This is a genomic window from Lentzea sp. NPDC003310 (genome assembly GCF_040610935.1).
In the GTDB taxonomy this organism is placed as follows: Bacteria; Actinomycetota; Actinomycetes; order Mycobacteriales; family Pseudonocardiaceae; genus Lentzea.
The window spans coordinates 46,001-59,470 of record NZ_JBEXNC010000001.1 but is presented as its reverse complement, the minus strand read 5'-3'; the positions used below and the strand labels follow the sequence as shown (position 1 = coordinate 59,470).

Here is a 13,470-nt window from a genome sequence, read left to right as displayed (position 1 = left end):
AGGCTGGCGGCATGCGCGTGCTGATCGTCGAGGACGAACCCCACCTGGCCGAGGCGGTCCAGGACGGGCTCCGGCTGGAGGCGATCGCCGCCGACATCGCCGGGGACGGCGACACGGCCCTCGAGATGCTCAGCGTCCACTCCTACGACCTGGCGGTGCTCGACCGCGACATCCCCGGCCCGTCCGGGGACGAGGTCGCCCGGCGGATCGTCGCGTCCGGCAGCGGCATGCCGATCCTCATGCTCACCGCCGCCGACCGGATCGACGACAAGGCCTCCGGGTTCGGGCTCGGCGCCGACGACTACCTGACCAAGCCGTTCGAGCTGCGCGAACTGGTGCTGCGGCTGCGGGCCCTCGCCAGGAGGCGCGCGTATGCCCGGCCGCCGGTCACCGAGATCGGCGGGCTGCGGCTCGACCCGTTCCGGCGCGAGGTCTTCCGCGACGGGAACTACGTCGCGCTGACCCGCAAGCAGTTCGCGGTGCTCGAGGTGCTCGTCGGGGCGCAGGGCGGGGTCGTGAGCGCCGAGGAGCTGCTGGAACGCGCCTGGGACGAGAACGCCGACCCGTTCACCAACGCCGTCCGCATCACGGTCTCGGCGCTGCGCAAGCGGCTCGGCGAGCCGTGGCTCATCGCGACGGTGCCCGGTGTCGGCTACCGCATCGACGCCGATGCCTAGGACCCCCGGCCTGAGCGCCCGCCTCAAGTTCACGCTGAGCTACGCGGGCATCGTCGTGGTGTCCGGCGTCGTGCTGATCGCGGTGGCCTGGTGGTACCTGCTGCGCTACGTGCCGGACAAGGACCAGGGCCTGCTCTTCACGAGCCCCAACCGCTACCTGCTCAGCCGCATCTTCGGCCGGGCCGCGGCGGTCGCCATGCTGTTCCTGGTGGCGTTCGGCCTGATCGGCGGCTGGCTGCTGGCGGGCCGCATGCTCGCCCCGCTCGACAAGATCACCGACGCGGCGCGGCAGGCCGCGAAGGGATCGCTCGCGCACCGGATCCGGTTGCCGGGCAAGGCGGACGAGTTCCGCGAGCTGTCCGACGTCTTCGACACCATGCTGGAGAAGCTCGAGTCGCACGTCGCCGAGCAACGGCGGTTCGCCGCCAACGCCTCGCACGAGCTGCGCACACCGCTCGCGATCTCCCAGTCGCTGCTGGACGTCGCGCGCCAGGACCCGTCCAAAGTGGATGGAGAGCTGCTCGACCGGCTGCACACCGCGAGCCGTCGCGCGATCGACCTGACCGAGGCCCTGCTGCTGCTCAGCCGAGGCGAGCGCGGCACGTTCACGCGCGAGCCCGTCGACCTCTCGCTGGTCGCCGAGGAGGCCGCCGAGACGCTGCTGCCCCTGGCCGAACGGCGCGGGATCACGCTCGACGTCACCGGCTCGACCGCGATCACCGACGGGTCCCCGGAACTGCTGCTGCGGGTGGTGACGAACCTCGTCCAGAACGCGATCGTGCACAACCTCCCGTCCGGCGGCGTGGTCACCGTCCACACCGAACCGCAGCACCAGGCGTGCGTCGTGCGGGTCGAGAACACCGGGCGGGTCCTCGCCGCGGAGTTGGTGCCGACGCTCACGGAGCCGTTCCAGCGCGGCGGCGAGCGGGTCCGCGACGACGACCACGCGGGCGTGGGACTCGGGCTCGCCATCGTGCACAGCGTGGTCCGCGCGCACGACGGCGCGGTCGACGTCGCCGCACGCCCGGAAGGCGGCCTGCGCGTCACGATCCGGCTTCCTGGTCGTCCCTCGCCGCAATTCCGTTACAGCCCCGCTTGGGGAAATCCATCAATTCGGTGAATGCCATGGAGCCTTTCGACTCTAGGCCGGTAATACCGCACGGGATCACGATTGTTCGTCTTCCGCACCGACGGGGAGGACGACATGACCGAGCCGAGTGGCGAGGTGACCGGCAGCGGCCAGTTCCGCGTCGGACCCGAGCTGAGAACCGGTGTGATCGAAACGCGGACCCAGGGCGGGAAAGCCGTTCTCTACACCGTGGTCGACGGCGAGCCGATGGTCGAGGGCGACATCGTGCTCACGCTCGTCCAGGAGGGTGACGTCCACCCCGAGGGCGTGATCATCCCTGGTCAGCAGTTCCGCTGGCCCGGCGGGCGGGTGCCGTTCGAGATCGACGCGGCCCTGCCGGACCAGGCCCGCGTGCACAACGCGATCGCGCACCGGGAACGCAACACCCGAATTCGCCTGGTGCCGCGCACCGCGACGGACACGAATTTCATTCGTTTCCAGCCGGGCGGCGGGTGCAGTTCCCCGGTGGGCATGCGCGGAAACCGGCAGAACATCACCCTGGCGGCCGCGTGCGGCACCGGTGCGACGATTCACGAAATCGGGCACAGCGTCGGCCTGTGGCACGAGCAGAGCCGCGAGGACCGCAACAACTTCGTGCGCATCGACTTCACGAACGTCCAGCAGCAGCACGCCCACAACTTCAACCAGCACATCACCGACGGCGACGACATCGGCCCGTACGACTACCACTCGATCATGCACTACCCGCGGTGGGCGTTCGCGATCGACACGAGCCGCGACACCGTCACGCCGCTCCAGAACGTGGAGATCGGCCAGCGCGACGGGCTCAGCCCCGGCGACTGCGCGGCGGTGCGGGCGATGTACGCGGGTCTCGAACCGGCGGCGGTGTTCCGGGGCGTGCAGTTCACCGGGTCCGTGCCCGCCGGCACCACCAAGCGCTGGTTCACCCACAGCTGGCCCGCCCACTGGTACGTGCTCTGGACGGTCGTGCCGACGGCACCAGCGGTCGACGGCGGCGCGCAGATCGAGTGGACCACGCAGGTCACCCGGCAGTCCGGCGGCCTGCTCAAGTACTTCCTCGCCATCACGAACCTCACCGGCGGCCCCGTCGACGTCGAGGCCCGCTACGACGTGCTCGGCTGGTCGCCGAGCGCCCTGTGAGAGGAGCCGCCATGAGCGCCGACCTCGACGGCGGGGCCGCCCCCGCCTCGCTCGACGACCTGGTGTCCGCCGAGCCGCCCGCCGCCGCGGACGACGGCGGTGCCGCCCCCGACGCCACCGACGACAGCGCGGACGTCGTGGCCGAGGAGGCCTCGCACGCGGCCGAGGACGCCGGTCCCGCACCAGAAGGAGAGTGAGTCCCGATGCGACTTGGTGTGCAGTTCCGAGGACAGGTGCCGGGCGGGACGTCGCGGCGCTGGTTCACCCACAGCTGGCCGGAGAGCTGGCGGGTCGTGTGGATGGTGGTGCCGACGTGGCCGGTGGTCGACGGCGGCGCGCAGATCGAGTGGAAGGTGCAGGTCGACCGGCAGGCCGCCGGACTGATCAAGTACTTCATCGAGATCCGCAACCTCACCGGCGGCCCCGTCGACATCGAGGCCCGCTTCGCCGTGCTGAACTGAGCACGTGGACGGCGTCGTGGTGATCCCGGCCGGCACGCCCGCGTTCGGCCGGGCGGTGCTGCGGGTGCGGCTGCTCGACGTGACGCTCGCGGACGCACCGGCCGTCACGACGGCCGAGCACGTCCGCGAGTTCTCCCGTGACGACACCGCCGAGCAGCGCCTGCCGTTCGAGCTGGACGGGGACGGCGGGGACGTCGCCGCGCACGTGGACGTGAGCGGCGACGGACAGGTCCGGCACGGAGATCTCGTGAGCACGGCCGCCGTCCAGCCCGTGGACGGGGTGGTGGTGCGGGTGGAGGTCGTCTGAGGACGGGTCCGCGGAACGGCGGGTGCGGACGGACCGGCCTGCGCGGACGCCGCGGCACGGTGGGTGCGGCCGCACCGGCCTGCGCGGACCCCGCCGCACCCCCGCCCGGCACCCCGCCGGGTGCCCGCCCTACACGCGGCCGAGCAGGTGGCGCGCCGCCTCGAAGTCCCGCTCCCCCACCAGGAACTCCCGCAGCGCCTGCTCCAGCTCGTCACCGTGCACGGTGCCGTCGCCGTCGTGGTCGAGCTCCCGCAACGCCGCGATCAGCTCGTGCCGCTGCGGGCTGTGGTCGAGCAGCCGGGTGTACTCGTCCTGCCGCACCTCGCCGTTGCCGTCGCGGTCGATCAGCCGGCGGACCGCGGCCGCCACGGCGCCGTACCCGCGTTCGCGGTCGGGCGGGCCGGGGTACGCGCCGTCGACCAGCGCGACGTTGTACGCGGCCAGGGTCACGTTGCCGTCCGGCGGGGTGCCGGTGGCCGCGGCGAGCTGTTCCCACCACGAGCGGAACGCGTCGTGCACCGCGTCCTCGTCCTTCTCGTCCAGGTCGAGGTGCGTGCTGATCTCCCGGGCCATCGCGAGCAGGTCGCTCCACCGCAGCACGCCGTCGCCGCTCTGGTCCAGCACCGTCTCGAAGAACGACTCGGGCACGACCGCGGCGGCCGGGGACTCCGCCGCCCGGATCGAGGCGGCGGCCAGCGGCATGTACCGCCACGGCTTGGGCAGCACGTCGGTGATCATCCGCACGGCCTGGTGCAGCCCGTGCACCACAAGGTCCACTCCGGGGACCTGCGCGAGCCTCAGCCGTTCGCGGTAGACCGGTGGCAGGGTCGCCGTGGTGGCCTGGACGGCGGCGGTCACCAGGGCGAACCGCAGCGGCGCCCACACCAGCCCGGGAACCGGCAGTCCGGGAGGTGGCGGCACGCGGTAGACGCTGCCCGACAACAGGTCCCGGACCGTCGCGTTGTCCTCCAGCACCTCGGCGACCACCCGGTCGAAGTAGGCGTGGAACTCCTCCAGCGTCGCCGGCAGGTCCTCCTCGCGCAGGCCGAACCGCCGGCCGACGTGGCGCCACTCGCCGTAGAAGCGGCCGGTCTCCTCGGCCGAGAGCGGATCGCCGCCGAGGCGTTGCATCGTCAGCACGGCCTCGAACAGCGTCAGGTGCACCCACGCCCTGGACGAGGTGTCGCCCGCGTCGAACGCCCGGCCGTAGCCGTCCTGGCCCTGCATCCTGCGGTGCAACCGTTCCAGGCGCGCGAGTTCACGGCGCTGCTCGGACGCACTGCCGTAGACGTACGTGTGCAGGCTTTCGATCGTGCGGAGCAGTCGCCGCCACGGTCGCGCGTTGTAGACGGAGAACTCGGCGACCGCGGCGCCCACGGCGGGGTGCGCGGACTGCAACACCAGCGACCGGTGCATCACCAGCAGGTACCGCCACTGCCCGAGGTGCTCCCACGTGCTCGTCCCCGGACCCAGCGCCACTTCGACCGTCATCGTTCCGAAGCTAGTCACGAGGCCGGGACCGGAGAACGACATTCACCTCATGCGGTAACAAGATCCACCCGCTTGGCCGCGCGGGCGGACGCGCGCCATCACGCCTGCCCCGACACGGGGAAGTGCGAGGAGAGCGCTCTCACAACCCTGCCGCCGAACGGTACGACCAGACGCCGCGACTGTCAAAGAACCGGTCTTGACACCTCGCGCGGCCGGGCGGGACGCTGTTTGGGAGAGCGCTCTCCAAGCCGGTTTCCCCACTCGGCAGGAGGACACAGGTGTCCCGAAAACTCAGCGCGTTGGCGATGACGGCTGCCCTGGTGGCAGCGGTGGTGGTGACCCAGTCGGCCCAGGCCGACGACCTGGTCACGCACCACGAGTTCCAGGCGAACTGCTCGGTCACGACCCACCTCCCGGACGACCCGATCGTCTTCCCGGGACTTCCGGGCGCGTCGCACATGCACACGTTCCTCGGCAACCCGTCGACGAACGCCCGCAGCACCAACGACTCCCTCAAGGGGGCGCAGACCAACTGCAGGACGCCGGACGACAAGTCCGCGTACTGGTTCCCCTCGGTCTACAACGGCGACCAGATCGTGCCGCCGAACTTCCCGCAGGTCATCTACTACAAGTCCGGCATCCTGCGGTACCAGGACGTGGTGCCGTTCCCGCCCGGCATCCGGTTCGTGGTCGGCAGCCCGACGGCGACGCAGGAGCAGTTCCGCACCGCGCCCGGCGCGGTCGAGGGCTGGGAGTGCGGCGACAGCTTCCACAACTACGACTTCCCGGCGTACTGCCCGCCCGGCACCCAGCTCAACGTCCGCTACCAGGCGCCGAGCTGCTGGAACGGCCGTGACCTCGACTCGGCGGACCACAAGTCGCACATGGCCTACCCGGACCGCGCGACGCTCGTGTGCCCGCCGAGCCACCCCGTGGCGGTGCCGATGATCGAGTTCAAGATGGCGTTCCCGGTGTCCGGGGACATGTCGCGGGTCCGGTTGTCGAGCGGCCGCGGCTACACCTGGCACTACGACTTCATGAACGCCTGGGACGCACCCACCCAGGCCGCCCTGGTCCGGCACTGCATCAACGGCGGGCTGCAGTGCGACCCACGCGGCTACGACCTCTACAAGCCCCACCGGGGTGCCGCACTCGGACCGGACTACCGGTTGCCGCGGTGAGGTTCCTCGCCTCATGCACCCCAGGGCGGCGCGTGCCCTGGGGTGTTTCCGCCTTGCTGCTGCTCGCGGGGTGTGCCGCGCCCGCTCCCCCGCCCGCGCCGCAGGCCTCGCCGTTCAACGCGACCGACACGGCGTGGGTCCAGCTGATGATCCCGATGAACGAGCAGCTGCTGCCCGCGCTCGACGTGGCCCCGGCCCCGCTGGCGGAGTTCGCCCGCGAGCTCAGGGCGTCGCACGAGACCGAGCTCGTCCACTTGCGACAGCTGCGCGACCGCGCGGGGTTGCCGGACACCAACGTGCACGCCGGCCACCAGATGCCGGGCCTGGTGTCGGCGGCCGACCTGCTGGCCATCCGGACGGACCCCTCGTCGCTCGCGAAGAAGCTGCACGAGCACCTGGACCAGACGGCCAAGCTCGCGCGGAGCGAGCTCGAGAACGGAACGGACGCCGCGACCAAGGAGTTCGCGGCGTCCGTCGAGTCATCCCGCAGGGATCAGCTCACGCGGCTCGGTCAGGGGTAGTTCACGACGTACCGGACCTGGTTCGCCAGGTCCGCCTGACCGCCCGTGCCGTTGATGACGTTGGCGATCGTGCCCACGCCACCGAGCGAGACCGCCACGAGGTGCGTGAACCGGACTCCCGACCGGTTCGGCGCCTCGAAGGCGTTGTCGGTGACCACGCTCGGGTTCGCCTGGTTGAAGCAGTACACGCCGACACCGAACGCCTGGTGCGTGGTCACGTTGTCCGACACCTTGTACCCGGCCCAGCCGCGCTTGGTGCCGTTCATCCACGCGGCCTGGTTCGGCGGGTCGTACGGCAGCTCGTTCTGGTACAGGTAGACGCGGCCGCCGTTGCCGTTCCAGATCAGGTTGTGCTGCTGGTAGTGCTCGACGAACAACCCGTACGCGATCACGTCGTCGCCGTTGACGATCACGCCGTTCTGGCCGGGGTTCGCGGTCCAGCTGACGCCCTCGCCGTGGTCGGCGCGCCACACCCAGGTGTGGTCGATGATGGTGTTGCGGCTGTTCACCCGCATGCTGACGGTGGCCTTGCCGGCCTGCGACCCGCCGACGCGCAGGTACACGTCGTGCAGCGACGTCGGGTTCGCCGCGTGCGAGACCGCACCGGAGTCACCGACCTCCAGCAGCACCGGGGAGTTCTGCACGCCCGCGTCGACCAGGAACCCGGCGAGGCGCACACCGTCCACATCGGACGTCGTCAGCGCGGCCCTGCCCGTGGCCGGCGTCAGGGTCGCGAGGCCGAGGCCCAGCACGACGGTGTTCGGGCGGGTGACCCGGATCGTGTCGTCGAGCTGGTGGATGCCCGGCGTGAGCAGGAGGTGCTTGCCCTGCTGGAGAGCCGCGTTGATCGTCGCCGCCGGCGTGCCGGGCTTGACGATGAAGAAGTCCGCGAGCGACACCGAGGTGCCCGGGTTGCCGTTCTCCCAGCTCGTGCCACGCGAGTTCTGCCGCAGCGCGGGCAGGAAGACCCGGTACTCACCGGAGCTCGTGAAGTACAGGTAGGGCTTCTCGCGCGTCACCGGGGAGGTGTCGACGGTGGTGTGCGACGGGTTCGGGAAGTTGTTGGGCGGGGCGCCCTGGGTGCCCGCGAACACCATGTTCCAGACCGAGCCCGACCAGCCGCCCGCGAGGTTGCTGTTGCGGGTGAGGAACTGCTGCTGCGAACCGGAGACGACCACGCCGTCGATCTTGCTGTCGACGATCAGGCCACCGCTGGCCCAGCCGTCGTAGCCGTTCCACAGGTGCTGCTGTCCGCGCAGGTGCATCCGCCGGTACGCGGTGGCCTGCGAGACGGCCCAGCGCTCGATCTGGTTGGGAGGCAACGTGACCGAGAGGTTCTCGGTGCCGCGCCAGAAGTTCTGGGTGGCGTTGCCGAGGTTGTTGGGGTCGTTGCCCTGCTGCAGCCAGTCGGCCTCGACCCTGATGTGGCCGTTGATGTTCACGTCGTCCGGCATCAGACCCAGACCGACGATCTGGGTGTAGAAGCGCAGGTTGACGTCGGCGTTGTAGGTACCGGGCTTGAACAGCACCGCGTGCCGCTGCGGCCCGAACTGGTTCGTCTTCATCTGCGCGGCGATGGTGTCGAGGCGCGACTGCATCTCCGCCTGCGACGAACCGGGGCCGTAGACGTGCACGTTCGGACCGAAGTCCGGGTTGCGCGGATCGGTCGGCGTGACACCGGGGACGTCCGGGGTGCCGGTGTAGACGCCCAGCTCCCACAACGAGTAACCGTAGCCGGTGCCGCGCTGGGTGCCGAGCACGCGCAGGTAGCGGCCCGACCCGCTGACGTCGAGCGACTGGGTGCCGCCCGTGCCCGTGGTCGTCGAGTAGACGTCGCGCCACGAGTTGGCGGCCGCCGTGTCGGACACCTGGACCTGGAACGCCTTGCCGTACGCGCCCTCCCAGTTCAGGGCGACGCGGCAGACCTGTTGCGTGGAACCGAGATCGACCTGGATCCACTGCGGGTCCGAGAACTGCGACGACCAGCGCGTGCCGGTGTTGCCGTCGACGGCGGCCGACGCGGGCGTGCCGCCGTTCTCCGTCGAGGACGCGGTGGCGGTCTTGCCGAGAGCGACGTTGGTGGTGCCGCAGGCGGCGGCACCGGCCTGCGAGGTGGCGCTGACTGTCGTGACCAGACACAGGGCGGCAGCGGCGAACGCGGCGGCCCTGGACAGGGGTGAGCCCATGATCCTGCCTGACGGGGGAAGGGCGGAAAGCCTTGGACAGGGGCGTGAGAGCGCTCTCCCAAGGGACGTTAACGCCGCGTGTCGGGCAGGTCAATCAGGCGGAGGCCCTCACGACGAGTTCCGGTTCGAAGATGACGGATTTCGGCCGTTGTCCCGGTTTTTCCAGGTCCGAGAGCAACATCTCGGCCATCTGCGCCGCCATCCGCTCGACCGGCTGGCGGATCGTGGTGAGCTGCGGCCGGCAGGACAGCGCGGGCGCGCTGTCGTCGAACCCGACCACGGCGACGTCCTCCGGCACGCGCAGGCCGTGCTCCAGCAGCACGTCCACGGCTGCCTGGGCCATCAGGTCGTTCGCGGCGAACACCGCGTCGAGGTCCGGGGTGTCGGCGAGCAGCCGGTGCATCGCCGCCGCGCCGCTCTCGGCGGTGAACCCGCCCTCGACGGTCGGGACGAACGGGAAACCGTGCCGTGCCATGGCGTCGCGGAACCCCGCGTGCCGGTCCTGGCTCGCGAGCACGTCCATCGGGCCGGAGATCGTGGCGATGTTGTACCGCCCGGACGCCACCAGGTGGTCGGCGGCGATGCGGCCGCCCGCGCGGTGGTCCATGTCGACGTAGCTGATCGGCATCGGGCTGCCGGGGCGGGCGTAGAGCACCGCCGGGACACCGGCCTCGACCAGCCTGCCGGGCAACGGCTCGGCGGCGTGCGTGGTCACCAGCAGCGCGCCGTCGGCGCTGCCCTGGCGGAGGAACTCGACGACCTCGGTGCGCGCGGAGTCGGTGTCGGCGAGCATCAGCACCGGGTGGACGCTGTGGCCGCGCAGGAAGTCGACCACGCCCGCCGTCACGCGGCCGAAGAACGGGTCGGTGAAGACGTCCGACCCGCCCCCGGCGCCGGAGATCACCAGCGCCACCGTGCCGGTGCGCCGGGTGACGAGAGACCGGGCCACGCGGTTGGGCGTGTACCCGGTCTGCTCGATCGCGTTGCGCACGGTCTCCTGGATGTCCGGATCGACGTTCCGCGTGCCGTTGACGACACGCGAGACCGTCGCGCGAGACACTCCCGCGACCCTGGCGACGTCCTCCAGCGTGGGCGCAACCTTGCTCATGCTGACGGTTGTACCACGCCGGAGAGCGTTCTCCCGTGATCAGGAGGTGACGACCACGTCCTTGATCGCACCTCGCCAGTAGTCGACGTTCTGCCCGTTGTACTTCGCGCGTCCGACGGTGAACGCGCCGGTGCTCAGCGTGGCCGGCCCGGCGGTGGCGGTGGCCACCAGCGCGCCGTCGACGTAGAGCCTGATCTCGGTGCCCTTGCGCTCTCCCTTGAGCTCGTACCAGCGGCCGATCTCCGGCGTGACCTCGAACCGGGCGCGGTTGCCGCCCGGCGTGCTGAACGCGAACGCGCCCTGGCCGTACTGCAGGTAGAAGGGGTTCTCCGCCTGCCGGCCGTCCTGGCTCACCGCCGTGGCGTAGTTGCCGGGCAGCTCGTCGAGCCGGACCTTCGCGGACACGGTGTAGTCCTTGGTCGTGTCGACCACCGGGCCGTAGGTGTCGGCCGAGCCGCCGCGGAACTCCAGCGCGCCGTCCTTCCAGGTGGCGCCGGTCGGGCTGAGCGTGAGCGGGTTCTTGCCCGTCGAGTCCTTGGCGGTCGTGCCCTTGGTCTCGTTCAGCTTCCAGTCGCCGCTGCCCGCGTACGGGTACGGCTTGCCCGCGTTGGCACCGGCCTCGATGACGCGCCGGTTGATCTCGCGGACGGGACCGGGGTCGACCTTGATGCGCTTGCGGTCGTAGGTCCAGAGGCCGTTGAGCTCGCCTTCGAGGTCGGTCACCTGCGTGTAGACCGACGCGGACATCTCCTGGCGCGCCTGGCCCAGGTAGAAGGTGCGGGTGTTGTCGACGTACTTCGCCGTCAGCGCCGCCTTGTCCGCTACGCCGCTGTAGATCGCGATCGGCGCACCGGGCCACTGGTGGCCGGGCGTGCGCAGCGTGAAGCCGCCGTGCTCACCGTCCATCACGACGCGCTTGCCGTCCGGGCGGGCCGGGTCGGTGTTGTTGTAGTCGTGGTGGTCGATGACGTCGCCCTTGCCGCTGTCGCCCTTGGAGGCGCAGCAGTTCACGCCGCTGTGGGCGCTGACGATCCGGCTCGGGTCGAGCGCCTTGACCTCGTCGGTGATCTGCCCGGTGACGGTCTTGTCCCACTCGCCCCAGCCCTCGTTGAACACGATCCAGGCGTAGATGGACGGGTAGTTCTGGAGCTGGTGCATCAGCTCCTTGCCCTCCTTGACGAACCGCTCCTGCGAGAGCGGGTTGTTGCCGTCCTCGAGGGCCACGAAGTCCTGCCACACCAGCAGTCCGAGCCGGTCCGCGTGGTAGTACCAGCGGGCGGGTTCGGCCTTGATGTGCTTGCGGACCGAGTTGAAGCCGAGGTCCTTCTGCGCCTGCAGGTCGAAGACCAGCGCCTCGTCGCTCGGCGCCGTGTTCAGGCCGTCCGGGTAGAAGCCCTGGTCGAGCTGCATCAGGTTGAAGATCGGCTGGCCGTTGAGCGTGAGCTTCGGGGTGCCGCCGACGTTCGCGATGCCGGTGGAGCGCATGCCGAAGTAGCTCTTGACCTTGTCCTTGCCGAGCGTGATGTCGAGCTTGTAGAGGTACGGGTCGTCCGGCGTCCACAGGTGCGCGTTCGGCACCGGCAGCACGAGGTCGGAGTTCGCCGCGCCGGTGACCGTGCCGACCTGCTTGCCCTTGGCGTCGCGGGCGACCGCGGTGACGGTGGCGTTGCCCGCGGACTTGACGTTCACCTTGAGCGAGCCGGTGGTGAGATCGGGGGTCGTCTTGATCTCGTCGATCCCCTTGTCCGCCACGGGCTCCAGCCACACGGTCTGCCAGATGCCCGACGACGGCGTGTAGAAGATGCCGCTGGGGTTGGGCGACTGCTTGCCCTTGGGCTGGTTCGGGCCGGTCGTGTCGGTGACCGCGACGACGATCTCCTGCTCACCACCGCGCTTCAGCGCGTCCGTGATGTCCGCGCTGAACGCCGTGTAGCCGCCGGTGTGCTCGGTGACGAGCTTGCCGTTGACCCAGACCTTCGCCTGGTAGTCGACGGCGCCGAAGTTCAGCTTGAGCCGCTGGCCGGAGCCGATCTTCCAGTCGTGCGGGACGTTCACCGTGCGGCGGTAGAACATGTGGTCCTCGTGCCGTTCGAGTCCGGAGAGCTGCGACTCGATCGGGTAAGGCACGATGACCTTCTCGCGCAGCTTCTTGCCGAACTGCGGCTGCTCGCCGGCCTTGGCGGCGGCGAACTCCCACGGGCCGTTGAGGTTCAGCCACTTGTCCCGCTCCAGCTGCGGCCTCGGGTACTCCGGCAGCGGGTTGCGCGGGTCGACCTTCTCGCCCCACGGCGTCTTGAGCCGCTCGGTGGAGACGTTGCCGGTCGTGCGGGCGGTCTTCTCGACCTTCTGGCCGTCGACCGCGAGCGCGCCCGCGCCGTCGTAGTACATCCGGACCCGCTGGCCCTTCAGCACCCGCTCACCCAGCCGGATCGTCGCCTTGTTCCGGTTCGTCGTGATCAGCGAGATCGGGAACGGGGTGGCGTCGACCTCGATGCGCAGGTGGTCCTTGAGGTCGTTGGTGCCGGTGACGCGGCCGCCGAAGTCGGCGGTGAGGGTGCGGCCGTCCCTGGAGACCTCCGCCGTGCGCGGCACGACCTCGAAGTCGGCCGGCGGCGTGAACGCCGACGTCGGCACAAGCTGCTTCGGCGTGGTCGCGCTCGACCAGCGCAGGAACATGTTGGCGCCGCCGACGTCCTGGAACATCTCGAGCTTGAAGTCGTACTGGCGCCCGGCGGTGAGCGTCACCGGGGCGCTGTTCTGCTCGCGGTCCCAGTCGCCGACCCAGTGGTCGATCACCGGCTGGCCGTCGATCAGCAGCCGGAAGCCGTTGTCGCCGATCGCGTGGAACGTGTAGTCGCCGGTCTGCGGCACCGCGATCTGCCCGGTCCACCGCGCGGTCGTGTGTTCGGTGCGCCCGTTGAGGAACGCGAACACACCGGTCAGGTCGCCCTGGTTGATGTCGGCGTCCAGCACGGTGCCGCCCAGGGTCGCGAAGTCCCGCGCGCCCGGTGCCGACATGCTGAAGTACTCGCCCTTCAGGCCGTGCACGGGCTCGGCGGCGCTGGCGGCCTGCGTGCCGGGGGCTATGCCCAGTGCCAGCAGCAGCGCGACGAGTACGGGGGCGGTTTTCTTCATCGGCGAAGATCCCCTTCGTTTTTACAACGTTGTAAGAGCGCTCCCCCACATCAACGCACAAGAATCAACGCGAGGGCTACGGCCGTTCGGAGGTATCGGCCATGTCAAACCGGACAAGTTTCCGGGACGACCCCGGTCGTTTGGAGCGACCG

At 70.3% G+C, this 13,470-nt stretch carries 12 protein-coding genes; 8 read left to right on the top strand and 4 right to left on the bottom strand.

The genetic code is table 11. The annotated features are described in order from the left end of the window. The first annotated feature begins 11 nt into the window (after positions 1 to 11). The 6 genes from ABZX02_RS00290 to ABZX02_RS00265 all read left to right on the top strand — a co-directional run bounded on the left by ABZX02_RS00290 (position 12) and on the right by ABZX02_RS00265 (position 3,696). Positions 12 to 677 (top strand): response regulator transcription factor, encoded by a 666-nt coding sequence (locus tag ABZX02_RS00290; protein WP_355293899.1) that lies wholly within the window; start codon positions 12 to 14, stop codon positions 675 to 677. Then, the gene (locus ABZX02_RS00285; RefSeq protein WP_355293898.1) at positions 670 to 1,797 is read left to right on the top strand and encodes a HAMP domain-containing sensor histidine kinase; all 1,128 of its coding nucleotides are present in this window, start codon (positions 670 to 672) and stop codon (positions 1,795 to 1,797) included. The genes ABZX02_RS00290 and ABZX02_RS00285 overlap by 8 nt, the downstream gene beginning before the upstream one ends. Positions 1,798 to 1,881: 84 nt before the next feature. Then, positions 1,882 to 2,928 (top strand): M12 family metallopeptidase, encoded by a 1,047-nt coding sequence (locus ABZX02_RS00280; protein ID WP_355293897.1) that lies wholly within the window; start codon positions 1,882 to 1,884, stop codon positions 2,926 to 2,928. A gap of 11 nt (positions 2,929 to 2,939) precedes the next feature. After that, positions 2,940 to 3,125: a hypothetical protein gene (locus tag ABZX02_RS00275; protein ID WP_355293896.1), complete on the top strand. Its 186-nt coding sequence runs from the start codon at positions 2,940 to 2,942 to the stop codon at positions 3,123 to 3,125. Between the two features lie 6 nt (positions 3,126 to 3,131). Then, on the top strand, positions 3,132 to 3,389 hold the full coding sequence (locus ABZX02_RS00270; RefSeq protein ID WP_355293895.1) for a hypothetical protein: 258 nt from the start codon (positions 3,132 to 3,134) through the stop codon (positions 3,387 to 3,389). Between the two features lie 4 nt (positions 3,390 to 3,393). Beyond that, positions 3,394 to 3,696: a hypothetical protein gene (locus ABZX02_RS00265; RefSeq protein WP_355293894.1), complete on the top strand. Its 303-nt coding sequence runs from the start codon at positions 3,394 to 3,396 to the stop codon at positions 3,694 to 3,696. 129 nt (positions 3,697 to 3,825) lie between these two features. Here the strand turns inward: ABZX02_RS00265 and ABZX02_RS00260 are convergent, their stop codons facing one another. Then, a complete protein-coding gene (locus ABZX02_RS00260; RefSeq protein ID WP_355293893.1) occupies positions 3,826 to 5,187 on the bottom strand; it encodes an oxygenase MpaB family protein in 1,362 nt (453 codons plus the stop codon). A 278-nt stretch (positions 5,188 to 5,465) separates the two neighbouring features. Between ABZX02_RS00260 and ABZX02_RS00255 the strand changes: the two genes are divergently transcribed. Both ABZX02_RS00255 and ABZX02_RS00250 read left to right on the top strand, forming a co-directional pair. After that, the gene (locus ABZX02_RS00255; protein ID WP_355293892.1) at positions 5,466 to 6,368 is read left to right on the top strand and encodes a DUF1996 domain-containing protein; all 903 of its coding nucleotides are present in this window, start codon (positions 5,466 to 5,468) and stop codon (positions 6,366 to 6,368) included. A gap of 32 nt (positions 6,369 to 6,400) precedes the next feature. Further along, a complete protein-coding gene (locus tag ABZX02_RS00250; RefSeq protein ID WP_355293891.1) occupies positions 6,401 to 6,889 on the top strand; it encodes a DUF305 domain-containing protein in 489 nt (162 codons plus the stop codon). Here ABZX02_RS00250 and ABZX02_RS00245 read toward each other — a convergent pair. The 3 genes from ABZX02_RS00245 to ABZX02_RS00235 form a co-directional block, all read right to left on the bottom strand. Next, positions 6,880 to 9,075: a discoidin domain-containing protein gene (locus ABZX02_RS00245; RefSeq protein WP_355293890.1), complete on the bottom strand. Its 2,196-nt coding sequence runs from the start codon at positions 9,073 to 9,075 to the stop codon at positions 6,880 to 6,882. The genes ABZX02_RS00250 and ABZX02_RS00245 overlap by 10 nt on opposite strands. Positions 9,076 to 9,169: 94 nt before the next feature. Then, positions 9,170 to 10,183 (bottom strand): LacI family DNA-binding transcriptional regulator, encoded by a 1,014-nt coding sequence (locus ABZX02_RS00240; RefSeq protein WP_355293889.1) that lies wholly within the window; start codon positions 10,181 to 10,183, stop codon positions 9,170 to 9,172. A 39-nt stretch (positions 10,184 to 10,222) separates the two neighbouring features. Further along, positions 10,223 to 13,318 carry a PA14 domain-containing protein gene (locus ABZX02_RS00235; protein WP_355293888.1) on the bottom strand — a complete coding sequence of 1,032 codons (3,096 nt, stop codon included), beginning with the start codon at positions 13,316 to 13,318 and terminating at the stop codon, positions 10,223 to 10,225. Positions 13,319 to 13,470: the final 152 nt, after the last annotated feature.